This window comes from Pseudomonas sp. (assembly GCF_030150285.1).
Classification (GTDB): Bacteria; Pseudomonadota; Gammaproteobacteria; order Pseudomonadales; family Pseudomonadaceae; genus Aquipseudomonas.
In genome coordinates this window covers 38,561-60,353 of the sequence record NZ_JASLGE010000058.1, presented here as the reverse complement: position 1 = coordinate 60,353, position 21,793 = coordinate 38,561, and the positions used below count along the sequence as shown (strand labels likewise).

23 protein-coding genes and 1 pseudogene are annotated in these 21,793 nt (G+C 55.4%); 4 read left to right on the top strand and 20 right to left on the bottom strand.

Annotated elements, in window-relative coordinates:
* Window positions 1-13 precede the first annotated feature (13 nt).
* The 16 genes and pseudogenes from Q1W15_RS13630 to Q1W15_RS13555 all read right to left on the bottom strand — a co-directional run.
* Window positions 14-406: pseudogene (locus Q1W15_RS13630) on the bottom strand (7-cyano-7-deazaguanine synthase); the annotation flags it as partial.
* Window position 407: 1 nt separating this feature from the next.
* Window positions 408-1,055: a 7-carboxy-7-deazaguanine synthase QueE gene (queE, locus tag Q1W15_RS13625; protein ID WP_048370543.1), complete on the bottom strand. Its 648-nt coding sequence runs from the start codon at window positions 1,053-1,055 to the stop codon at window positions 408-410.
* Window positions 1,056-1,218: 163 nt separating this feature from the next.
* Entirely contained in the window at window positions 1,219-2,031 is an 813-nt protein-coding gene (gene ybgF, locus Q1W15_RS13620) for a tol-pal system protein YbgF (RefSeq protein WP_300729344.1), read from the bottom strand.
* A gap of 6 nt (window positions 2,032-2,037) precedes the next feature.
* Window positions 2,038-2,538, bottom strand: a complete 501-nt coding sequence (pal, locus tag Q1W15_RS13615; protein ID WP_003441254.1) for a peptidoglycan-associated lipoprotein Pal — start codon at window positions 2,536-2,538, stop codon at window positions 2,038-2,040.
* 55 nt (window positions 2,539-2,593) lie between these two features.
* Entirely contained in the window at window positions 2,594-3,844 is a 1,251-nt protein-coding gene (gene tolB, locus Q1W15_RS13610) for a Tol-Pal system beta propeller repeat protein TolB (protein ID WP_300729338.1), read from the bottom strand.
* Between the two features lie 47 nt (window positions 3,845-3,891).
* The gene (tolA, locus tag Q1W15_RS13605; RefSeq protein WP_300729335.1) at window positions 3,892-5,025 is read right to left on the bottom strand and encodes a cell envelope integrity protein TolA; all 1,134 of its coding nucleotides are present in this window, start codon (window positions 5,023-5,025) and stop codon (window positions 3,892-3,894) included.
* Window positions 5,025-5,477: a protein TolR gene (gene tolR / locus Q1W15_RS13600; protein ID WP_167654288.1), complete on the bottom strand. Its 453-nt coding sequence runs from the start codon at window positions 5,475-5,477 to the stop codon at window positions 5,025-5,027. Before tolR ends, tolA begins: the two co-directional genes overlap by 1 nt.
* Window positions 5,478-5,500: 23 nt before the next feature.
* On the bottom strand, window positions 5,501-6,196 hold the full coding sequence (gene tolQ, locus Q1W15_RS13595; RefSeq protein ID WP_300729332.1) for a protein TolQ: 696 nt from the start codon (window positions 6,194-6,196) through the stop codon (window positions 5,501-5,503).
* Window positions 6,186-6,653: a tol-pal system-associated acyl-CoA thioesterase gene (gene ybgC, locus Q1W15_RS13590; RefSeq protein WP_300729330.1), complete on the bottom strand. Its 468-nt coding sequence runs from the start codon at window positions 6,651-6,653 to the stop codon at window positions 6,186-6,188. Before ybgC ends, tolQ begins: the two co-directional genes overlap by 11 nt.
* A gap of 139 nt (window positions 6,654-6,792) precedes the next feature.
* Complete coding sequence (gene ruvB, locus Q1W15_RS13585; protein ID WP_300729327.1) at window positions 6,793-7,851, bottom strand: Holliday junction branch migration DNA helicase RuvB; 1,059 nt, start codon at window positions 7,849-7,851, stop codon at window positions 6,793-6,795.
* Window positions 7,852-8,460 carry a Holliday junction branch migration protein RuvA gene (gene ruvA, locus Q1W15_RS13580; protein ID WP_300729324.1) on the bottom strand — a complete coding sequence of 203 codons (609 nt, stop codon included), beginning with the start codon at window positions 8,458-8,460 and terminating at the stop codon, window positions 7,852-7,854.
* A 111-nt stretch (window positions 8,461-8,571) separates the two neighbouring features.
* Window positions 8,572-9,096: a crossover junction endodeoxyribonuclease RuvC gene (gene ruvC, locus Q1W15_RS13575; protein ID WP_300729321.1), complete on the bottom strand. Its 525-nt coding sequence runs from the start codon at window positions 9,094-9,096 to the stop codon at window positions 8,572-8,574.
* 127 nt (window positions 9,097-9,223) lie between these two features.
* The gene (locus Q1W15_RS13570; RefSeq protein WP_300729318.1) at window positions 9,224-9,970 is read right to left on the bottom strand and encodes a YebC/PmpR family DNA-binding transcriptional regulator; all 747 of its coding nucleotides are present in this window, start codon (window positions 9,968-9,970) and stop codon (window positions 9,224-9,226) included.
* Between the two features lie 120 nt (window positions 9,971-10,090).
* Window positions 10,091-11,866, bottom strand: a complete 1,776-nt coding sequence (aspS, locus tag Q1W15_RS13565; RefSeq protein WP_300729315.1) for an aspartate--tRNA ligase — start codon at window positions 11,864-11,866, stop codon at window positions 10,091-10,093.
* Between the two features lie 107 nt (window positions 11,867-11,973).
* A complete protein-coding gene (locus Q1W15_RS13560; protein WP_300729313.1) occupies window positions 11,974-12,195 on the bottom strand; it encodes a zinc ribbon domain-containing protein in 222 nt (73 codons plus the stop codon).
* Window positions 12,196-12,377: 182 nt separating this feature from the next.
* On the bottom strand, window positions 12,378-12,740 hold the full coding sequence (locus Q1W15_RS13555) for a ribbon-helix-helix domain-containing protein (protein ID WP_300729310.1): 363 nt from the start codon (window positions 12,738-12,740) through the stop codon (window positions 12,378-12,380).
* A gap of 833 nt (window positions 12,741-13,573) precedes the next feature.
* Between Q1W15_RS13555 and Q1W15_RS13550 the strand changes: the two genes are divergently transcribed.
* Entirely contained in the window at window positions 13,574-14,176 is a 603-nt protein-coding gene (locus tag Q1W15_RS13550; RefSeq protein ID WP_300729307.1) for a cold-shock protein, read from the top strand.
* A 69-nt stretch (window positions 14,177-14,245) separates the two neighbouring features.
* On the opposite strand, the gene Q1W15_RS13545 is transcribed toward Q1W15_RS13550, so the two are convergent.
* Both Q1W15_RS13545 and Q1W15_RS13540 read right to left on the bottom strand, forming a co-directional pair.
* Window positions 14,246-14,452 carry a SlyX family protein gene (locus Q1W15_RS13545; RefSeq protein WP_300729304.1) on the bottom strand — a complete coding sequence of 69 codons (207 nt, stop codon included), beginning with the start codon at window positions 14,450-14,452 and terminating at the stop codon, window positions 14,246-14,248.
* Window positions 14,449-14,880 carry an HIT domain-containing protein gene (locus tag Q1W15_RS13540; RefSeq protein ID WP_300729301.1) on the bottom strand — a complete coding sequence of 144 codons (432 nt, stop codon included), beginning with the start codon at window positions 14,878-14,880 and terminating at the stop codon, window positions 14,449-14,451. Before Q1W15_RS13540 ends, Q1W15_RS13545 begins: the two co-directional genes overlap by 4 nt.
* 745 nt (window positions 14,881-15,625) lie before the next feature.
* On the opposite strand from Q1W15_RS13540, the gene Q1W15_RS13535 reads away from it, so the two are divergent.
* Complete coding sequence (locus Q1W15_RS13535; RefSeq protein ID WP_300729298.1) at window positions 15,626-16,903, top strand: OprD family porin; 1,278 nt, start codon at window positions 15,626-15,628, stop codon at window positions 16,901-16,903.
* Window positions 16,904-17,179: 276 nt separating this feature from the next.
* On the opposite strand, the gene Q1W15_RS13530 is transcribed toward Q1W15_RS13535, so the two are convergent.
* Together Q1W15_RS13530 and Q1W15_RS13525 are read right to left on the bottom strand one after the other, a co-directional pair.
* Window positions 17,180-18,022 (bottom strand): mechanosensitive ion channel family protein, encoded by an 843-nt coding sequence (locus tag Q1W15_RS13530; RefSeq protein WP_300729295.1) that lies wholly within the window; start codon window positions 18,020-18,022, stop codon window positions 17,180-17,182.
* A gap of 132 nt (window positions 18,023-18,154) precedes the next feature.
* A complete protein-coding gene (locus Q1W15_RS13525; protein WP_300729292.1) occupies window positions 18,155-18,640 on the bottom strand; it encodes a YajQ family cyclic di-GMP-binding protein in 486 nt (161 codons plus the stop codon).
* 116 nt (window positions 18,641-18,756) lie between these two features.
* Between Q1W15_RS13525 and Q1W15_RS13520 the strand changes: the two genes are divergently transcribed.
* Both Q1W15_RS13520 and Q1W15_RS13515 read left to right on the top strand, forming a co-directional pair.
* A complete protein-coding gene (locus Q1W15_RS13520) occupies window positions 18,757-19,710 on the top strand; it encodes a putative 2-dehydropantoate 2-reductase (protein ID WP_300729289.1) in 954 nt (317 codons plus the stop codon).
* Window positions 19,711-19,755: 45 nt separating this feature from the next.
* Complete coding sequence (locus Q1W15_RS13515; RefSeq protein ID WP_300729286.1) at window positions 19,756-21,792, top strand: ATP-binding protein; 2,037 nt, start codon at window positions 19,756-19,758, stop codon at window positions 21,790-21,792.
* Window position 21,793: the final 1 nt, after the last annotated feature.

Sequence of the window (21,793 nt, the reverse complement as noted above, 5' to 3'; positions counted from 1 at the left end):
AGCCGGACTAGGCCACGGCATTGACGCCAATGAAGATGTCCCGCGCCTGCAGCACTTCTGCCCAGCCCAAGGCCACTGACAGGAATACGGTGTTACGAGCCGGCACGTACGTTACCGGGATGCCTTCGCTGGGTGCTTCGGGTACATCAATGGAGCTGTCGGTCAGGGCTGAGCCGCCAATACCGTCTAGGTTCAAGCCAATGACTTTGTGCTCAACCGCGCCCAGGTCGCGAGCAACACGTGCTGCAGCGTCGAGCTCGGCACGATGGCGCTGGCCATAATCAAAGCTCATGGTGTAGCAGCGGTAACCTTCAGCGCGCGCCATGGCCACGACGGTGGCCGAGTCGAGGCCGCCGGACAGCAAAATTACCGCTCTTTTTTCAGTGACAGCAGTGTGTTCAGTCATTTCAGCGCCCCGGCTCGTCATTCCAAAGATATTTGTGCAGTTGCATTTGCAAACGTACAGGCAAGTTGTCCGCGACAATCCAGTCGGCCAGGTCACGGGCCGCCAGATCGTGATGGCTCGGCGAAAACAGCACTTCACCGGCGCGTCGCTCCAAGCCGTATTCAATCAGCTTGGACACCGCCCAGTCGTAGTCCTCGCGCGAGCAGATCACGAACTTGACCTGATCATGCGGCGTCAACAACGCGATGTTTTCGTAGAGGTTGCGATGGGACTCTTTGGAGCCTGGTGTTTTCAGATCGAGCACACGACTGACCCGTGGGTCGACAGCCGAAATATCCAGCGCACCACTGGTCTCGATCGAGACGTCGTAACCCGCGTCGCAAAGCTGCTTAAGCAATGGAATGGCATTAGGCTGCGCCAAGGGCTCGCCACCCGTCACGCACACGTAGCGCGGACGAAAATCGGCCACTTGCTCAAGAATGCTGTCGAGGGAGCGCACGGTGCCGCCACTGAAGGCGTAGGCACTGTCGCAATACTGGCAGCGCAAAGGGCAGCCCGTCAGACGTACAAAAACGGTGGGCAGGCCAGCCGTTCGCGTTTCACCCTGCAAAGAGTAAAAAACTTCGGTAATTCTCAATGTGTCTTGCATATCCGCCACGGGCGTAACAGCTAAACAGGCTGTCCGCCTCCGTCAGGCACTCTTAAGAATCTGCACTCGCAGGACTCAGAAGAGCGTATTTCATAAAAGGGCGTGGATTCTAACGAAAAAACCCGCGACAAGCGCGGGTTTCTCGATGAAAGCTTCGTATGGCTTACATGCGCTGCAAATCGCGCTGGGCCAACTGTGCCGCCGACGTGCCAGGGTACTGTGCAACAACCTGTTGCAAGATACCTTTTACTTTGTCGGTATGGCCCAGACGGCGCTCTACGTCAGCCAGCTTGTAGAGCGAATCCGGCACTTTGGCGTGCTTGGGATATAGCTGGCTCACTTTGGCGAAGGCCTGACCAGCACCTTGCAGGTCGCCTTTGGCCAAACTCACTTCACCCAACCAGTACTGGGCATTACCCGCGTATTGGCTGTTTGGGTATTTGCGCAGAAAGGCCGCAAAGGCCTGACTGGCTTTGTCGAAATCCTTGGCTTTGATCAAGTCGAAAGCAGCATCGTAGTAGAGCTTTTCTTTCACTGGATCACCCGGTTCCGAGCTAGCAGCAGCCTGAGGTGCAGGCGCTGCAGTATTACCGGCGGCAGCAGCACCACCGGCAGCAGAATTATCAGGTGCGGCAGCTGCAGGAGCGCCCGTACCAATACGCCGATCAAGTTCCTGGTATCGCTCCAGGCTTTCTTGCTTCATGCGTGAAATATCATTTTGCAAAACTTCGATCACACCCTGTTGGCGTGAGATCTGATCCTGCATTTGTTGCAGCTGGTTGAACAGCTCGCCCTGTGCCGAGACAGGGGTCGAAACCCCTCCCCCGGCATAGGCGCCGCTCGCACCATAACCCGGTGATGGATAACTCCCCCCGCTATTGCCAGAGTTGTCATCGACCACAGGAACCGCAGCCCATGCCGCTAGCGGCATGAGGCTGAGAGTCAGAATAGTTACAGCACGGCGGCACGTTCGCATGACGAATTACTTACGCAGTTCGACGCGACGGTTCTGAGCCCACGACTGCTCGTCGTTGCCAGTAGCGATTGGACGCTCTTTACCGTAGGACACCAGCTCCAGTTGTGCTGGAGAAACGCCTTGCAGTACCAGGTAGCGTTGAACGGCTTTCGCACGACGCTCGCCCAGTGCCATGTTGTACTCACGAGTACCACGGGCGTCAGTGTTACCTTCCAGAACAACGCGAGCGCCGTTGGCTTTCAAGTCTTTAGCGTGAACGTCCAGTGCGCGCATGGCTTCTGGTTTCAGGTCCGAGCTGTCGTATTCGAAGTAGAAAACAGTGATGGCGCGCAGAGCAGCTTCTTCGCTCAGGGAACCATCAACAGCGCCTGTGTTTGCGCCGTAACCGGCGTTTGGATCAACAGCAGCGCCTTCACCGGCATTGTCGCCGCCTTTGGACGAGCAACCTACAGCTACAGCCATGGCCAGTGCCAGCGCAGCAAATTTACCAAACTTCAGCATTTCCATCGTAAAACTCCTAATGAACCCCAAGTGTTATGTGCAACGTACAGCTATCACCACGTCAGTTCAGGTAAGGGGACCAGGAAGGTTCTCTGACTTCGCCTTGAGCGGTAGGAAGAGGGAGCCTTACGCGTCCGTTAATGGACACGAGCATCAAGACTCCCCGGCCCTGCTGGCGGGTGGCGTAGATTACCATGGTGCCGTTGGGCGCAACAGTGGCTGACTCATCAAGGTTAGTATCTGTGAGAATTTTCACGCTGCCACGCTGCAAATCTTGCGCTGCAACACGGAAATTGGTGAAACCATCCTGACGGTGAATCATGACCAGTGTCTTTTCATCCGCAGAAAGCTTCGGATTCGCATTGTAGTTACCGATAAAGGTTACGCGTTCCGCAGCACCACTGCCAATGGTGGTCTTGTAGACCTGTGGCTTGCCGCCCCGATCAGACGTGAAGTAGATGGTCGAACCGTCCTTACCCCAGAAAGGCTCGGTGTTGATACCTGGGCCATTGGTTACGCGGGTGAGTTGGCGCGAAGCCATGTTCATCACGTAAATGTCCGGGTTGCCATCTTTGGACAATACAAACGCCAGCTTCGAACCATCTGGCGACCAGGCTGGCGCACCGTTGAGGCCTTCAAAGTTAGTCACCTGCTCACGACGGCCTGTATCAATGTTCTGGACAAAGATACGCGGACGCTTCTGCTCGAACGAGACATAGGCGATGTGCTTGCCATCGGGTGCAAAACGCGGCGACAGGATAGGCTCGCGCGATTGCAACAGCGTCACGGCCCGCGCGCCATCGTAGTCCGAACGTTGCAGGGTGTAGCGGGTGTTGGTGGCACTTGCGCGCTCAGCCGTCACATAGAGCAAACGGGTTGAGAAAGCACCTTTGATACCGGTCAGTTTTTCAAACGCCTGATCGGAGATGTAGTGTGCCATGTCACGCAACTGCTCAGCCGTACCCGACACGCTGCCGGTCATGACCGGCTGTTCGGTGGAAACGTTGTACAGCGCATACTGCACCTGCAGACGACCACCAGCAGGAACAATATTGCCCACCATCACGTATTGCGCGCCCAAAGCTTTCCAGTCACGGAAAATGATTTCGCTGGCCTGGGTCGGCAAGCTGATCATGTTTTGCTTGGGGATCGGCGTGTAATAGCCCGAGTTACGCAAGTCATTACCGATGATTTCGGCCAAATCGTCCGGCAGAACAGAGCCCCCCTGCCAACCGAAGGGTACTACGGCAATCGGCACCGCCCGGTCACTGCCACTGGTGACCAGAATGTTCTTTTCATCTGCTACCGCCATCCCCGCCAAACAGCAGAAGACAACTAGCAGTCCTCGAAAAAATTTAATCACAAGGCTAGATCCTCAGGTGTGAATGTCATCTTGAATGACCGATAAGGATTAAAATCGCTGGGTTTCATACCCTGCATTTCCGTTAAACGACCAATATTCTTGACCGCTGCTACCGCCGAGCTATCAAACGGCCCATCACCGCTGGACTTGGAAACCGTCACTGACGTTACCGTGCCATCTGGCAACATGCCAATTTGCAGTACCACAGTCATATTCTTGCGAGCTGAAGGTGGGCGTGCCCACCCCTCTGCTGCCCGAGCGCGAATCAGATCATCGAAACTACCGGCGACCTGATCACCTTGCTCATCCGCCAACGCTTGCTGGCGTTGCGGCGTATCAGAAAGCAAATCAGCCAGCGCTTGCGCCTTTTTGTCTTCGGTCGATTTACGCGCGGCTTCTACGGCTTTTTTCTTCGCAGCATCGGCAGCAGCCTTTTTCTTGGCATCTTCGGCGGCTTTCTTCTTCGCTTCGTCTGCTACAGCTTTTTTCTTGGCATCCTCGGCGGCCTTCTTGGCATCATCCGCGGCTTTCTTCTTCGCATCCTCTGCTGCTTTTTTCTTGGCGTCTTCAGCGGCCTTTTTCTTGGCTTCTTCTTCCGCGGCCTTCTTGGCCTCCTCCTCGGACTTTTTCTTGGCTATGTCCGCGAGCTTTTTCTCTTCGGCCTTTTTAGCTTCAGTCGCCTTTTTAGCATCGTCAGCTTTCTTGGCCTCATCGGCTTTTTTAGCCTCTTCAGCCTTTTTAGCCTCGTCCGCCTTTTTGGCTTCGCTCGCCTTGGCTTCGTCGGCCTTCTTGGCCTCAGCTGCTTTTTCGGCAGCCTCTTCTTTCTTTTGTTCCGCAGCCTTTACCGCTTCCTGCTCAACCTTCTTTTGCTCCAGTTGCTCGACTTCGGTCTGGCGTGCAGCCGTTTTCTTGGCTTCACCTGCAATCTTCTGATTGGTCTGGGTGGTTGCCTGACTTTTGGACTTCAACTGGTACAAAGTGGCTTGAACAATCGGCTTGGAGGGTGGCAATTCCGGCGTCATGGCAAAGCTGGCGAACAGCATGCCAAAAATCAGAACGTGCAGCGCTACCGCCCAAACTGTAGGCCAAAAATAGTTTTCAGAGGCGGACGGCTCCCGCTGTTCGCGCATCAGGGAGCCTCGGTTATCAAGCCAACATTACCGACCCCGGCTTTCTGCAGGCCGCCCATGGCACCCATCACAGCACCGTAATCCACGGTTTTGTCTCCGCGAATAAATACTTGGGTCTGCTTACCGCCTTCATTGCCTGCGCGAATGATCTTAGTCACGGCATCCGTCATCTGCGGCAATGTCATGGCCTTGTCCATCTGCTTTTCAGTATCGACTTCACTGCCAAGGTTCCAGAAATAGGTCTTGTCAGCCTTGATCGAAATAGTCAGGACCTGCGTGTTGTTATCTTGCGGCAAGGCCTCGCTGGAGACCTTGGGCAAATCAACCTTCACCCCTTGGTTGAGCATCGGGGCGGTCACCATGAAGATGACCAGCAGCACCAGCATCACGTCGATGTAGGGCACTACGTTCATCTCGGCAACCGGCTTGCGCTTTTTGCGCGCTCGAGCGATTAAAGCCATTGGAAAATACCTGCTTAGTCTTCGCTGGTGTGCACTTTGCGGTGCAGGATCGCCTGGAACTCATCGGCGAAGGTGTAGTAGCGGCTGATCAGTGTTTCGCTACGGGCTGCAAAACGGTTGTAAGCAATCACGGCGGGAATAGCTGCAAACAGCCCGATGGCGGTAGCGATCAGTGCCTCTGCAATACCGGGTGCCACGGTTGCAAGCGTGGCCTGCTGGGCAGTGGCCAGGCCACGGAAGGAGTTCATGATCCCCCAGACAGTACCAAACAGACCGATGTATGGGCTGACGGAGCCTACGGTGGCCAAGAATGGCAGGCTTTGCTCAAGCTTTTCTTCTTCGCGGGAAATGGCGACACGCATGGCACGCGCCACACCTTCCATGACAGCCTCAGGATCAACACCTGGCTGCTGACGCAGGCGCGAGAACTCTTTGAAGCCTGCACGGAAAATCTGTTCTACACCTGAGTCGGGATCTGGGTTGCTACCCGCCTGACGGTACAGCTTTGACAAATCGATACCTGACCAGAAACGCTCTTCAAAGCTTTCCAGAGCCCGTCGACCAGCGCGCAGCATGGTGCTGCGCTGAAAAATCAAGACCCACGAGGTAACCGATGCGGCCAGCAGGGTCAACATTACCAACTGCACAACAATGCTGGCATTGCTGACCAAGCTCCACATGGAGGAATGGTCGACGACGTTAGCTTCCACGCTTTATCTCCTGCTCTAAATGTTTACCCGCGCCGCTCACGTCGGCAAAGGCCGCACGTAAAGCTTCGGGAATGGCCCGGGGTTTAAAACTATCGGCGCGCACACAGGCCACCAAAAACTGCCCTTCACAGAGCAGCGTTGCATCCGCAACGCGCCAGACCTGCTGCTTGAAACGCAAACTGGCGCGGTTAAGTTCTATTACTTGTGCACTCACTGACAGCTCGTCGTCCAGTCGCGCCGGCGCGTAGTAGCGTGCCTCGCTGGAATGCACGACAAACAACAGGTTCTCGCCTGCCAGTGCGGATTGAGAAAACCCCAATTCCCGCAGCCTTTCGGTTCGAGCCCGCTCCATAAATTTCAGGTAATTGACGTAATACACGACGCCACCCGCATCCGTGTCCTCGTAATAAACGCGACAACGATGTGCGAACGGCTCAAGCCTGTTTTGCGCGCGCATACTCTAGTGCTTACTCCTCAGGTTGCCAATCCGCCAACCCATTGTTTTTTTACACTTCCGAGGCTTAATGACTGAAGATTTTCAACGCCAGTACGTGTGACCACACAAACGCAGAAAAAATCGACCACCCAGTGCTTATTTAGTCACCACCCACAGTCAAAAAATCGTCTGCCAGCGGCATATCCCCCAGACGCGACGGGATATTCAAACCGAAGTGCAAATACGCGTGACGTGTCACTACACGCCCACGTGGCGTGCGCATGATATAGCCCTGCTGGATCAGATACGGCTCCAGCACATCCTCGATCGTATGACGCTCTTCGCTAATCGCGGCAGCCAGGCTGTCGACACCGACCGGCCCGCCATCAAATTTCTCGATCATGGTCAGCAGCAAGCGCCGGTCCTGGTGATCGAAGCCATGTTCATCCACATCCAGCAGGTTCAGTGCAAGGTCCGCCACCGACTTGGTAATGTGCCCTTTGGCCCGCACTTCGGCAAAGTCACGCACACGCCTCAGCAGACGGTTCGCGATTCGCGGCGTCCCCCGGGCTCTGCGGGCAATCTCGAAAGCCCCTTCTGGGTCCAGCGGCAAACCAAAAATACCGGCCGAACGACTGACAATCGTAGCCAGATCAGCGGTGCTGTAAAACTCCAGCCGCTGAACAATCCCGAAGCGATCACGCAAGGGATTGGTCAGCATCCCGGCACGAGTCGTCGCGCCCACCAGCGTAAACGGCGGCAAATCAAGCTTGATCGAGCGCGCAGCCGGCCCTTCGCCAATCATGATGTCGAGCTGAAAATCCTCCATGGCCGGGTACAACACTTCTTCAACAATGGGCGAAAGACGGTGAATTTCGTCAATGAACAACACATCGTGCGGCTCAAGATTGGTCAGCAAGGCCGCCAGGTCGCCCGGGCGCTCCAACACGGGGCCCGACGTGCTCTTGATCGATACCCCCATTTCCTGGGCAATGATGTTGGCCAGCGTGGTCTTGCCCAAGCCGGGAGGACCAAAGATCAGCGTGTGATCCAGCGATTCCGAACGCCCGCGAGCGGCCTGAATGAAAAGCTCCATCTGCTCGCGCACGGTTGGCTGGCCAATGTAGTCGGCCAGACTCAAAGGGCGGATTGCACGGTCCTGAACCTCTTCCCTGTCCCGTCCGCTGGAGGCGGCTATCAAACGATCAGCTTCAATCACTTAAATCATTCCCTTAAGGGCCCTACGAATCATGTCCTCACTGCTCAAGGTCTTATCCTTGATGGCGGAAACAGCCTTGCTCGCTTCCTGAGGTTTATAGCCCAATGAAATCAGGGCACTGACCGCGTCACTTTCTGCACTGGCCACGGGTTCTGGTGCGCTCGGTTGGTTCGGTACCAAAGCAAACATACTGGGCACCTGCTCCCAAGCCTTGAAGCGATCCTTGAGTTCGACCAACAGTCGTTCGGCGGTTTTTTTGCCCACACCTGGCACTTTGGTCAAGGCCGACGTGTCCTGAGCCTGCACGCAACGCACCAACTCATCAACCTCCAGACTGGACATCAAGGCCAAGGCCAGTTTTGGTCCCACTCCGTTAAGCCGAATCAGCTCACGAAAGAAGTCCCGCTCACGCTTACCAATAAAACCATAGAGCAACTGGGCGTCTTCACGAACGACCAGGTGAGTATGCAGAGTCAGCGGCTCGCCAACAGAAGGCAGTCGATAGAGCGTCGTCATCGGCACTTCCAGCTCATAACCCAAGCCATTTACATCAAGAATCAGGTGCGGCGGCTGTTTTTCAGCCAGAGTGCCGCGCAAGCGTCCAATCACGTTTCAGATCCTTTTCTCTGGCCAGATCAACGGCTGACAAGTAGAACGGCAAGGCCACTTCATTTAAGAAGCAACCTTGCCGGCATGTTTAATTATAGTTAACCGCATGTTTCAAAGACGTAGTCGCCCACTCCGACTGCGCGCCGCACCCAATCCATGGGGCAACAAACTTGAACGCGTATGCGCGTGGCACAGCGCGATTGCCAATGCATCCGATGCATCGATTTGTGGTTTGGAGGTGAGCTTGAGCAAATGCATGACCATCATCATCACCTGCTCCTTGTTTGCCCCGCCCGTGCCGACAACCGCCTGCTTGACCTGCGTGGCAGAGTACTCGGCTATTTCCAGGCTTTCTTCGGCACCCGCCACTATGGCAGCCCCCCTGGCCTGGCCCAACTTCAACGCCGAGTCAGCGTTACGGGCCATGAATACTCTTTCGATCCCCATCGTGACCGGCCCGTAAGTCTGAATGACCTCCCGCACCCCACGGTAAACAATCTGTAATCGTTCATGCAGCTCGCCGCTACCCGTGCGAATACATCCCGAGGCGACGTACACGCAGCCACGCCCGGTGTCTCGCACCACGCCATAACCGGTGATTCGCGAACCTGGGTCAATACCAAGAATAAGAGTCATAACGCCTGCAGCTTATGAAGTGACGCCCACGGGCACATACCCGGACAGCTTAAAGGCAGAAGCCGAAGGTGCACAGCCCGCGTTCATTGCGGCATGCACCTTCGGCCTCCAGGGTCAGAGCACGGTATCAGGCGAGTTGTTCCAGCACCGCATCAGGAATTTCGGCATTGGAGTACACGTTCTGCACATCATCCAGGTCTTCCAGCATATCAATCAGCTTGAGTACCTTTTCGGCCGTCTCAAGATCAAGCTCGGCACTGGTGGTTGGCAGCATGACAATCTCTGCATCCGCCGGCTTGAAGCCTGCCGCTTCCAACGCGTTGCGCACCGCATAAAAACCGGAGAAGGAGGTAAAGACATCAATGGAGCCATCCTCATTGGTTACGACATCGTCGGCATCAGCCTCCATTGCCGCTTCCATCAAGGCATCCTCATCAACGCCAGCCGTATAGGAAATCTGCCCCTTACGCTCGAACAGATAAGCCACCGAACCGTCGGTACCCAGGTTGCCGCCGCACTTGCTAAAAGCATGACGCACCGCTGCTGCCGTGCGATTACGGTTATCGGTCATGCACTCGACCATTACTGCAACGCCACCCGGACCGTAGCCTTCGTAGCTCAACTCGACCATGTCGTCGGTATCGGCAGCGCCAGCACCCCGAGCCACAGCACGATCAATGATGTCGCGGCTCATGTTCGCCCCAAGGGCCTTGTCCAGCGCCAAGCGCAGACGCGGGTTGGAACTCGGATCACCGCCACCCTGGCGGGCAGCAACGGTCAGTTCACGTATCCACTTGGTGAAAATTTTGCCTTTTTTGGCATCCTGACGCTCTTTGCGGTGCTTGATGTTCGCCCACTTAGAATGACCTGCCATAACCTACTCCGAATCCTTAGATGAAACCTTGCCGCGCCTTTCCATGAGAGGGCCTGGCAATAAAAATTCTTGTGCCCAACGACAAAGGCGCATCCGGGGATGCGCCTTCGCGGGCCAGTCTTACTCAGCCTTCGGCTGTTCGCGCAAACGAATGTGCAACTCGCGCAACGCCTTGGCATCGACAATGCCAGGAGCCTGAGTCATCACGCAGGCAGCGCTCTGGGTTTTCGGGAAGGCAATCACTTCACGAATCGACTGAGCGCCTGTCATCAGCATCACCAAACGGTCGAGACCGAAAGCCAGACCACCGTGGGGCGGTGCGCCGTACTTCAGAGCATCCAGCAGGAAGCCGAATTTCTCTTCCTGTTCAGCCTCTTCAATACCCAACAGACGGAAGACCGCTTGCTGCATTTCCTTGCGGTGAATACGAATCGAACCGCCGCCCAGCTCAGTACCGTTCAACACCATATCGTAGGCGCGGGACAGTGCAGTGGCCGGGTTAGCAGCAAGTTCTTCAGGCGAGCATTTCGGCGCAGTGAACGGGTGGTGCAAGGCGCTGAAGCTGCCGTCTTCGTTTTCTTCGAACATCGGGAAATCGACAACCCACATCGGTGCCCATTCGCACGTCAGCAGGTTCAGGTCATTACCGACCTTGATACGCAAAGCACCCAGGGCTTCGCTCACGATCTTGGCTTTGTCGGCCCCGAAGAACACGATATCGCCGTCAACTGCACCCACGCGATCCAGGATCACATTGAGGTTCGCTTCAGGAATGTTCTTGACGATCGGCGATTGCAGACCCTCGGCGCCTTTGGCGCGCTCGTTGACCTTGATGTAGGCCAACCCTTTGGCACCGTAAATGCCGACAAACTTGGTGTAGTCGTCGATCTGCTTGCGCGGCATGCTGGCAGCACCAGGAACGCGCAAGGCAGCAATACGGCATTTTGGATCGTTAGCCGGGCCGCTGAACACTTTAAAGTCGACGTCTTTGAGCTGGTCAGCAACGTCTACCAGTTCAAGCGGGTTACGCAGGTCAGGCTTGTCAGAGCCGTAACGACGCATGGCCTCTTCAAAGGTCATATGCGGGAACTCACCGAACTCCAGATCCAGCACTTCCTTGAACAGGTTGCGGATCATGCCTTCGGTCAGGCCCATGATGTCTTTTTCATCGAGGAAGCTGGTTTCGATGTCGATCTGAGTGAACTCAGGCTGACGGTCGGCACGCAGGTCTTCGTCGCGGAAGCACTTGGCGATCTGGTAGTAACGATCAAAGCCGGCCACCATCAGCAACTGCTTGAACAGTTGTGGCGATTGCGGCAAGGCAAAGAAAGAGCCGGCGTGAGTACGGCTTGGCACCAGGTAGTCGCGCGCACCTTCCGGGGTAGCCCGGGTCAGGATCGGCGTTTCGACGTCGAGGAAGCCGTTTTCATCAAGGTAACGACGGATGCTGGTGGTCATGCGCGAACGCAAACGCAGCTTCTCGAGCATTTCTGGACGGCGCAGGTCGATAAAGCGATAACGCAGGCGGGTTTCCTCGCCAACATCAGAGAATTCGTTAAGCGGGAACGGTGGGGTTTCCGCTTCGTTCAGCACTTCCAGTTCATAGCCCAGCACTTCGATCATGCCTGAAGCCATGTTGGCGTTACCGGCACCGGCCGGGCGCAAACGCACCTTACCCGTGACCTTGACAACGTACTCACTGCGCACGCGATCGGCAGCAGCGAAGGTTTGCGCGCGGTCCGGGTCGAAAACCACTTGGGCCAGACCGTCACGATCACGGATATCGAGGAAAATCACCCCACCGTGGTCACGGCGACGGTGAACCCATCCGCAAAGGGTAATTTCCTGGCCTTCCAGGCTTTCGTTCAGTTGGCCGCAATAATGGCTGCGCATCATGGTAGTGGTTTCACTTCTCGTAATTCGAAATTCGGTGGAGTTCCTGCGCACCGTCGGTGCTGGTAACACTGCAAGAGCCCGCTTGTGTTCAGACTGTATCGCCACACTCAGTCGGATTTGTCGCCGCCTGCCAGATTTTTCTTCGAGCCTGTCTTGAAATCTGTCTCATACCAGCCCGTACCGCTGAGGCGAAAGCCTGGCATGGACAGCTGCTTCTTCAATTCAGGTGCCTGGCAAGCAGGACAATCAACGAGTGGCGAGTCACTGATCTTTTGAATGGCTTCCAACTGATGACCACAGGAAGCACATTGGTAATCGTACATGGGCATTGGCGCGTCTCGACATTCATTAGCAGCACCCCATAAGGAGGGCCACGCCGCAAAGCGCGAGATTATATCTGGTAAATCGAGCCATTGCAGCCGCATGAGCGGCCATTAACCCCCTAAAGGCACCATGAAACTCAAAAGATTACAAGCTACCAAACGCCCACCTCTAAATCCATGCTACGTGCTCACCCGATAAAGGCCTGCGTTTGCAACACGTGCCGCGGTGCGGATCCAGCCTTCAAGAGGTGCATGACACAGACCACCCGTATGAGGCCGCTGAAATTTTTTACCCCGCCATGACGCAAATGAACTTCCCTGTCGATATAAGACAGCAAGGCATTAACCGAACAATCATTAATACGCGAGATATCAGACAACACATCCCAATACACCTCCTCCAGTCGCAAGCAGGTTGCAAAGCCATTTAGCCTGACCGACCTGGATAGCGGCTGCGCCAAAGTCATACCAAAATCAAGAACAACCGGGTCTATTCTGACACGCTGCAGCAACTTACCCCCGGAATGACCTTGCCTAATTAATCGCCCCATAATTTAAGCACTCCATTGCAACTTTTTTTAAATTTATTGAAACTCACCCAAGACACACCTCATAAAACAATATGTAAAAACTCCTATCCAGCGGACTCAACCCTCAAATCTGTAGGAGCGCTCTCGCTAAAGATGATGAATATGAGCCAAACCCATACGATTCAAGCCCTGCAGCTCAGCAAAACACCTGATAAAACCCCGCAAACACTGAGTCATTCAGCAACTTGAAACCTTCCCACCTCACGATTTAAACGACCACGCCCCCACCTTCACCTATTCCCGGCGCACTAAACAAACAGTAATCCAACAAACTAAATATCGAATACCCCTACGGTAGGTGGCCTGTAAAAAGTACACAGTTAAATCCACAGCATAGAAATAACTCACTTAATAACTGCTACACAACCAAGCACTAACACCCTACATAAACAACAAGTTTCAACTTGAAAAAAAGCCTCACTGAAACGCCGTGCCGAGCCTAAAAAAAAGCGACGAGTGGTCACTCCTCTGCGCTATCAACGTGCGGCAACTAATCAATGGACTGACAGCCTTCAGTCCATTGGAAGTGCCTACACATGCCTAGGTCAAGGCTTGCGAGATAATTAGCTATTACCCGGCACCGGTTTAGGCAAGTACATTCAGCACCACTTCCATACGCTTAATTTGAGAAGGCCCCGGTTTTGCTGTTAAATTGATGGCGTGTCGCCTCGCCCAGTCTCTGGCAACGGCGCATAGGCTGATGCCCGCATGTGTCTGGCGCTTCCATTTTTTTTGATGCGAACCATGCGCAATCAGCTCTTCCTTGCGATCCGTCTTAATGTGAGCTAATTGAAATGTTGAAAATCGTCCACCTGCTAACGGGTGCAGCGGCCTTGCTGCTGTCCTTCATTCCCACTCTGCAAACCGATGCCACACCTTACCTCCAACACGCAGATGCCCTTTACCTGGCTTTTCTTGGCCTTCTCAACCTGACAATTGCACCCGTCATTCCGTTCTGGAATAAAGGTGTACGTCACCAACTGCAAAACCTGGTGAGCGCCCTGCTGGTGCTTTCTGTTGTTCTGCAAACTCTGACACTGTTCGGCCTGCTGCTGCCTATCGGCGATCAGCCTGCTGTCCTGCTCAGCCTCGTGCCCGCTGTGGTTGCCGTGGTGCTTCACCTGGCCGTCAGCTTCTACAAATCGTCACCTTCGGCGGCTCCACAGAACTACGACATGACCAATCGCGACACTGGGACTGTAAAGTGGTTTAACACGTCAAAAGGATTCGGCTTCATCTCCCGCGACTCTGGCGATGATATTTTTGTTCATTTTCGGGCTATCCGTGGCGAAGGCCACCGTGTACTCGTGGAAGGTCAACGCGTCGAATTCTCTGTCATGAATCGCGACAAAGGCCTGCAAGCTGAAGACGTCATCGCAGCATTGCCCCGCCGCTGATTCACACGTACAAAAAAACCGCGAGCAGCCAGGCTGATCGCGGTTTTTTTTGGACGCTAATAACAAGCCTCAATAATGAGGGGGAGGCGCTTCATCCTCAAACGACTCAAATTGCCCACCCATTTCTTCCTGGCGCTTGAGCAGGGCTGCCATCTGCATCTGTAAGCGGTCCACCACATCCTGCTGTTTCACCAACACATCATTCAATGCCTGAATGGTGTCATCCTGAAAAGCCAAACGGCTTTCAAGGTCCATCACCCGCGCTTCCAGTGTCACGACTCATCCTCCACGAAAATGAAATCTGCTCCCAGAACCTGCTTCAAGGTGCTCTTTATAGCGCTAACCTCACCCTCTGGGTAAGGCTCTGCAGGCCGATTGCCCCAGACGGGCGCTGGCCAGGCTGCGTCCACCTTGTAGCGGACGATGACATGCATATGCAACTGACTGACCACGTTACCCAGCGTAGCGACGTTCATTTTATCTGCACTGAACGCGCCCTTCAGCGCTTTCGCCAAAGCAGTCGTTTCTTGCCACATGACCTGCTGCTCGTGGTCACTCAACTGAAATAACTCACTGATACCCTCGCGTCGCGGTACCAGAATGAACCAAGGGTAGTTGGCATCTTTGGAAAGCAGCAGCCGGCACAGCGGGAAGTCCCCGAGTAGCCACGTATCCTGCTCAAGGCGTGAATCCAAAACGAACACTGAACACTCTCCTGCTCGACACGTCATTTTTCAGCCCGGTGAGATCCCTGAAGACACCTGCCACCCGGCGACAGAAGCGCAGGATACCCTTGATTAAGGCATGCATCACACCCATACCAACACCGCTCAAACAGTTGTGCACCAAAACGGCACATCAGGAAGGCTTTTAGTGCAGTCAAACGTCACCGTCGGCCCCAACAGAGTGTTAACCGGTAACATCCTTGACATGAATGCGCCAGTCACCCTGCCCATACGACCTGAAAAGCACGTTACACGCCTGTCGTTACTTCGAATCAATCCAAGCAGCCGCAGGGCCTAACAGGTGGGAGCGACCTCTCAAGAATTATTTTTTTACATCCCCTCCGAGTTGAGCATGCTTGTTGCATGGAATCTCTGGTAATCGCATGGCTTGCGTCAGGATGCACAAGCCCGACCAAAAATAACATGAGCTGGATTGCAGATAATGAGCGTTGTAAGCACTTAAACACGGAAGGTTTATTGGCTTGCCAGAACCTGCAAACAGCACCGGGCCGAATCGATGACTCGGTAAAGCTTGGTGTTTGCGACCTGTAGAGTGTCATTTGCGATACAGCGCAAAGGGTGCAAAAAAGCTTATAAAGCCAAGTATCGCCAACATGGCCGGCGTGATATAAGTTTGCGCCGACACAAAAAGAAAGAGCCGTTCCAGATAATAATTGTAGGTGGGACGGCAGTACTCTTCCTAAAACCAAAGGAGCAAATCACGATGCGCGTGATGAAGTGGAGCATGATCGCCCTGGCTGTTTCAGCCGGTACTACGCAGTTCGCAATGGCCTCTTCCCAAGACGATGCCAAGGGTTTCATTGAAGACAGCACGCTGACTTCCAAAACTCGCATGCTGTACATGAACCGTGACTTCCGTAACGGTGCAAGCAACCCTACCAATGGCGGCAAAAGTGGCTATCGCGAAGATTGGGGTCTAAGCGAACTGCTGAACTATCAGTCCGGCTTCACCACTGGCACCGTGGGTGTGGGTGTTGATGCATTCGCAATGGGTACCCTGCGTCTGGACGGCGGTGCCGGTCGCCAAGGCAACGGCCTGTTCGCCAGCAAGGGCGACGGTTCTCCTGAAGACACTCAGGGCAAGCTCGGCGGTGCGGTTAAAGTCCGTATCTCTGACACCGTGCTGAAGTACGGTAACCAGTTCGTGGCCAGCCCGGTTTTCTCCACGGATGACAGCCGCCTGCTGCCAGAAGTCGCCACCGGTACCTTGCTCACCGTCAAGGAAATCGAAGGCCTTGAGCTGAGCGCAGGTCGTTTCACCGCGCTGAGCTCGCAAACGGGCATGTACCGCGACAGCATCAAACCCACGAAAACAACATCTGGCCTGCCCGTTGCGAACATTGTGGGCGCAACCTACCAGTTCACTGATAACTTCGTGGGCGGCGTGGCAGCTTCCGACGTTGAAGACTACTTCAAGAAGCAGTACATCAACCTGAACTACACCCTGCCAATCGCAGACACCCAAGCCCTGAACTTCGACTTCAACGGCTACAGAACGACGTCTGATGGCAAGGAGCTTTATGGCAACGTCGACAACAAAATCTGGAGCTTGGCAGCAGCCTATAGCTTGGGCGCTCACAAGTTCACCTTGGCTCACCAGCGCTCCACCGGTGATGCTGGCTACAAATACGGCGTAGACGGCGGCGGTACCATTTTCCTTGCCAACTCCGTGCAATACTCCGACTTTAACAACAAAGACGAACGTTCCTGGCAGGCTCGCTACGACCTGAACATGGCCAGCTACGGCGTTCCAGGCCTGAGCTTCATGGCGCGTTACGTGCGAGGCGACAACATCTCTACCGACACGAATGAAGGCAGAGAGCACGAGTTCGACTTCGAAACCAAGTACGTGCTGCAAGAAGGCCCGGCCAAAGACCTGTCTTTCCGTCTGCGTAGCGCTATCTATCGCGCCACCAGCAACGTCGATAATGACGTAAACGACTTCCGTCTGATTGCTGAGTACCCTCTGAACATCTTGTAATGGCTGCCCTAGGGCGTTCATAGCAGTGTTCTACAAAAGCCACGCCCTTGTTTAAAGGGCGTGGCTTTTTATTGGCTGACATAAAAGCGAAACTATATAGCAAGCTAACTAACAAGTTAAAACGCAAGTCGCTCTCACTACTAACTTGCGACGCTTTCAAGCCTGTGTGATTCATTGTGCGGTCTAAAAAAACCATTAAAGGGGCATAGGCCCCTTTAATGGTTTGTTCATACGCGATGCTCTAGTCCGCCGGTATTCATGACATTGACCGTGCTCTTATTGCGCAGCCACTTCCTGAACTACACGAATGACGCGCTGAGGAAACGGGATATCAACACCCTCAGCTTTTAAACGATCACGGGCGTGCTCGTTAAACTTGAACATGAGGTCCCAGTAATCCGGCGTGTTGACCCACACACGCAGCGACACCGTAATCGCACTGTCACCCAGCGCGGTCACCACCACCACCGGCGCGGGCTCTTTCAGCACGCGCGGGTCATCGGCCAGCGCCAGCAACACCTCACGCACCTTTTGCAGATCCGCCTCGTAATCCACCCCGACATCAAACACGACCTTACGCGTCGGCTGACGGTTGTAGTTGGTAATGATGCCATTGGACAGACCGCCATTTGGCATGATGACGGTTTTGTTGTCGCTGGTACGCAGCACGGTGTGGAAGATCTGAATACTGTCGACCGTACCACTCACGCTCTGCGCCTCGATCCAGTCACCGATCTTGAATGGACGGAACAACAGAATCAGCACCCCGCCCGCAAAGTTGGCCAGGCTGCCTTGCAACGCCAGGCCAATGGCCAGACCCGCCGCACCAATCGCCGCTACGAATGAGGTGGTCTGGATGCCAATCATTGAAGCCACGCTGACAACCAGCAACACCTTCAGAATGATATTGGCCAGGCTGCTGATAAAACCTTGCAGCGCCAGGTCGGCTTTTCTTAGCGCCAGCAACTGCCCGATCTTGACCGTCAGCCGATTGATCAACCACCAGCCTACCGCCAGCGTCACCAAGGCCAGCAGCACGCGGCTGCCGTACTCCATAATCATCGGAATCCAGGCCTGTGAGGCCGCGATCAACTGATCAACTTCAGCATTTAAATCCACGTATTTCTCCTTGCCCCATACCCGGCGACGTCATTAATTCAGCGCAACGATTTAAGCCTAGCAGCACAATCGTCGCGCAATACCCGGGAAATTCGGACGCTGATGCACCCCAGAGGTTCCCCTGGCCGATGATCAATCGCGGAAGTTGTTGAACTGCAACGGCAGGTCGAAGCTCTTGGCACGCAGTGCAGCAATCGCTTCTTGCAGGTCATCACGCTTCTTGCCGGTGATGCGCACTTGCTCACCTTGAATGGCGGCCTGTACCTTGAGTTTGGCTTCCTTGACGTGAGCGACGATTTTCTTCGCCAGCTCTTTGTCGATGCCCTCCTTGAGTACGGCGTCTTGCTTCATCAGCTTGCCCGAGGCGTACGCGTCCTTGACTTCAAGGCATTGCACGTCGATTTTGCGCTTGACCAGGGCCAGCTTCAGAATTTCGATCATCGCTTCCAGTTGGAAGTCGGCTTCAGCGGTCAGGTTGACAGTGAGGTCCTTTTCCTTGAACTCGAAAGACCCTTTGCCCTTGAGGTCATAACGGCGATCCAGCTCCTTCACCGCGTTCTCGACAGCATTGGTGAGCTCGTGCTTGTCCAGTTCAGATACCACGTCGAAAGACGGCATGTCGTTTTCTCCAAAAATAAAGGGCACGCTCAACACAGATGGAGCGTGCCTGGCCTGACAGTTAAAATGCGCGGGCATTATAGCGGTTCTTCAACTTCATTCACTGGCGAGCACACATGCCCCTTCACTCCAACTGCGACACCCCCCTTACCCCAACGGGGTCCTGGCACATTATCGGTGCCGGGTGCATCGGCACATTGTGGGCCTCGCGGTTGGCGCGGGCAGGCCAACCCGTCCAGTTGATCTTGCGCAACGCCGAACGCTTGCGGGCTTACGAGGCCGCGCAAGGTTTGACCCTGGTTGAGGGCGAGCACACGCAAACGCTGTTTATCGCCGCTCAACTGCCCGAGACCGACGAGCCCATTCAGCGTTTGCTGGTCACCTGTAAAGCCTACGACGCCGAACGCGCGGTGGCCCAAATTGCCGGGCGGCTGGCCCCCAATGCCGAACTGATCCTGCTGCAAAATGGCCTCGGCAGCCAACAAGCGGTGGCTGCTCTGGTGCCGAATGCACGGTGTATTTTTGCTTCCAGCACCGAAGGAGCCTTTCGTGACAGCGATTGGCGAGTCGTCTTTGCAGGCCAAGGCCACACCTGGCTGGGCGACCCTCAGCAAGGCACCGCACCGCCATGGCTGGATGCGCTTGAACACAGCCTCATTGCCCACGAGTGGAGCCCGAATATCCTGAGCCGGCTGTGGCGCAAGCTGGCCCTCAATTGCGCGATCAACCCGCTGACCGTGCTCTACGACTGCCGTAATGGCGGCTTGCAGGCTCACGCCGCCGAAGTCGATACACTGTGTTGGGAACTCATGACCTTGCTGGAATGCTGCGATCAGCCCGAGGCGGCGCTTGATCTGACCCGCGAAGTGCACCGCGTCATCCAGGCCACCGGCAGTAACTACTCGTCAATGCATCAGGACGTGGCGCAAGGCCGGCGCACCGAAATCAGTTTTCTGCTGGGTTATGCGTGTGATGCCGCCCGCGACCGGCATTGTGAGGTCCCGCACCTTCAAGCGCTGCATCAACGTCTTGCGCAGCACTTGAAACAGCGCGGATTGCCCTGTTACTGAGGCCCGCGCTACCCTGAGGTCCTGCCCTTTTTAACGTGCCCGCTCATGCCCTTACGCCAACGGCTTGAAAACCTCCCGGTCGGCCAGAAATTACTGGCCGCCCTGCTCGTGCTGCTGGCAACGGTTCTGCTGGTGGCCAACCTGACCTTTATCAGTGTGGCCTACTGGATTTCCCACGAGAGCACGGCTCCGCAGGCCCTGCAAACACTGGGACAACTGGCCTCACGCCCGGAACTGATGGTTCAGGCGCTGGACTCCCCACAAAACGCCAAAGCCCTGCTCCATGAAATAGGCAGCTATGGTCCGCTGCGGGCCGCCGCCATTTATGACAGCGCGGGTGACCTGATAGCGCAGTTGCAGCACGGCGAAAACCTGCCCCTGCCCGAGCACGTCAGCGACGTTGAGGTCTGGCGGCTGACGGAGTTGCGCAGTAACCAACTGACGCGCCTGCCCAACGGTGACGGCCCTCCCGGCCATTTACTGCTGATCGCCAGCAGTGAGTTGCCGATGGCGTTCTATACCGGCACCTTGACCGCCAGCCTGGGGATTCTGGTGTTCAGTGCCTTGCTGTGGTTCGTCGTGGCCCGACAGATCAAACGCCTGATCACCCAGCCCATCCACCGGCTTGAAGAACTGTCTCGCCAGGTCACCCGAGAAGAGAACTACGCCTTGCGAGCCGAGCCCGGCAACCGCGATGAAATCGGCAGCCTGGCGCAAGCGTTCAACACCATGCTGTCGCGCATTGAAGCCCGCGAACAGGAGCTCAAGCGGGCCCGCGATGAAGCTCAGGCCGCTTATGATCAGGCCCAGGCACTGGCCGAAGAAACCCGGCACACCAACCGTAAGCTGGAACTTGAAGTGCAAGTGCGTGGCAAAATCGAAAAGAAACTGACCGGATTCCAGAAATACCTCAACAGCATCATCGACTCCATGCCTTCAGCCTTGATCGCCCTGGACGAACAGCTCTACGTCACGCAATGGAATAAAGAGGCCAGCACCCTGTCCGGAACAGCGCTTGAAGACGCCTTGAGCCAGCCGATCTACCTCGCGTTCGAACCGTTGAAACCCTTCTTGCCGCAACTCAAGGACGCCATCGAAAACCATCATGTCGCCAACATCGAACGTATCACCTGGGGCCAAGGCGATGAGGCCCGCCACTATGCGCTGACGTTCTACCCGTTAAGGGGTGCAGGGGGGCGCGGGGTCGTGATCCGGATCGACGACATCACCGAACGCCTGTCGCTGGAAGACATGATGGTGCAATCGGAAAAAATGCTCTCCGTGGGCGGCCTGGCCGCCGGAATGGCGCACGAAATCAACAACCCGCTCGGTGCCATCCTGCACAACGTGCAGAACATCCGCCGACGTTTGTCGAGCGAACTGCCCAAGAACCTCGAGCTGGCCGCTCAGACCGGCATTGATTTGGAGGCCATCAGCCAATACTTGCAAGCCCGCGAGGTGCCGCAACTGCTCGACGGTATTCAGCAGGCAGGAGCCCGCGCCGCCAAAATCGTCACTCACATGCTCAGCTTCAGCCGCCGCAGCAACCGGCAAATGAGCCCCTGCGACTTGTCGGCCCTGATCGATCAGGCCATCGACATCGCCAGCAATGACTTTGATTTGACCATTGGCTTTGACTTCAAGGGCCATGCCCTGATTCGTCAGTTTGACCCTCAACTCGGCCCCGTACCGGGTATTCCCAACGAACTGGAGCAAGTGTTGCTGAACCTGCTGAAGAACGCCGCCCAAGCGATTCACTTACGCACCGACACGCGCGAGCCGGGCCGGATCATACTGCGCACAAAGCTGAACCCGCCGTGGGCTGAAATCCAGGTCGAGGACAACGGCATCGGCATGCCGGAAAACGTGCGCAAACGTATCTTCGAGCCGTTTTTCACCACCAAGGAAGTCGGCCAGGGCACGGGCCTGGGCCTGTCGGTGTCTTACTTCATCATCACCAACAATCACAAGGGCCAGATGGAAGTGCATTCAACCCAGGGCCAGGGAACATGCTTCACCCTGCGTCTGCCATTGGGTGGCAACCTGCCGGCTTCACACGAATCAACCACGATGGAACTGTAAA

Excerpts from the sequence above, each read along its gene's own strand:
- tolA (WP_300729335.1), bottom strand. The coding sequence starts at position 5,025 with ATGCGCGAACAGCGGGAGCCGTCCGCCTCTGAAAACTATTTTTGGCCT.
- Q1W15_RS13515 (WP_300729286.1), top strand. The coding sequence starts at position 19,756 with ATGCCCTTACGCCAACGGCTTGAAAACCTCCCGGTCGGCCAGAAATTA.
- ybgF (WP_300729344.1), bottom strand. The coding sequence starts at position 2,031 with ATGCGAACGTGCCGCCGTGCTGTAACTATTCTGACTCTCAGCCTCATG.
- Q1W15_RS13550 (WP_300729307.1), top strand. The coding sequence starts at position 13,574 with ATGTTGAAAATCGTCCACCTGCTAACGGGTGCAGCGGCCTTGCTGCTG.
- aspS (WP_300729315.1), bottom strand. The coding sequence starts at position 11,866 with ATGATGCGCAGCCATTATTGCGGCCAACTGAACGAAAGCCTGGAAGGC.
- Q1W15_RS13570 (WP_300729318.1), bottom strand. The coding sequence starts at position 9,970 with ATGGCAGGTCATTCTAAGTGGGCGAACATCAAGCACCGCAAAGAGCGT.
- queE (WP_048370543.1), bottom strand. The coding sequence starts at position 1,055 with ATGCAAGACACATTGAGAATTACCGAAGTTTTTTACTCTTTGCAGGGT.
- ybgC (WP_300729330.1), bottom strand. The coding sequence starts at position 6,653 with ATGCGCGCGCAAAACAGGCTTGAGCCGTTCGCACATCGTTGTCGCGTT.
- Q1W15_RS13535 (WP_300729298.1), top strand. The coding sequence starts at position 15,626 with ATGCGCGTGATGAAGTGGAGCATGATCGCCCTGGCTGTTTCAGCCGGT.
- pal (WP_003441254.1), bottom strand. The coding sequence starts at position 2,538 with ATGGAAATGCTGAAGTTTGGTAAATTTGCTGCGCTGGCACTGGCCATG.
- ruvC (WP_300729321.1), bottom strand. The coding sequence starts at position 9,096 with ATGACTCTTATTCTTGGTATTGACCCAGGTTCGCGAATCACCGGTTAT.
- Q1W15_RS13525 (WP_300729292.1), bottom strand. The coding sequence starts at position 18,640 with ATGCCGTCTTTCGACGTGGTATCTGAACTGGACAAGCACGAGCTCACC.
- tolB (WP_300729338.1), bottom strand. The coding sequence starts at position 3,844 with ATGGCGGTAGCAGATGAAAAGAACATTCTGGTCACCAGTGGCAGTGAC.
- Q1W15_RS13555 (WP_300729310.1), bottom strand. The coding sequence starts at position 12,740 with ATGGGGCGATTAATTAGGCAAGGTCATTCCGGGGGTAAGTTGCTGCAG.
- Q1W15_RS13560 (WP_300729313.1), bottom strand. The coding sequence starts at position 12,195 with ATGCCCATGTACGATTACCAATGTGCTTCCTGTGGTCATCAGTTGGAA.
- Q1W15_RS13520 (WP_300729289.1), top strand. The coding sequence starts at position 18,757 with ATGCCCCTTCACTCCAACTGCGACACCCCCCTTACCCCAACGGGGTCC.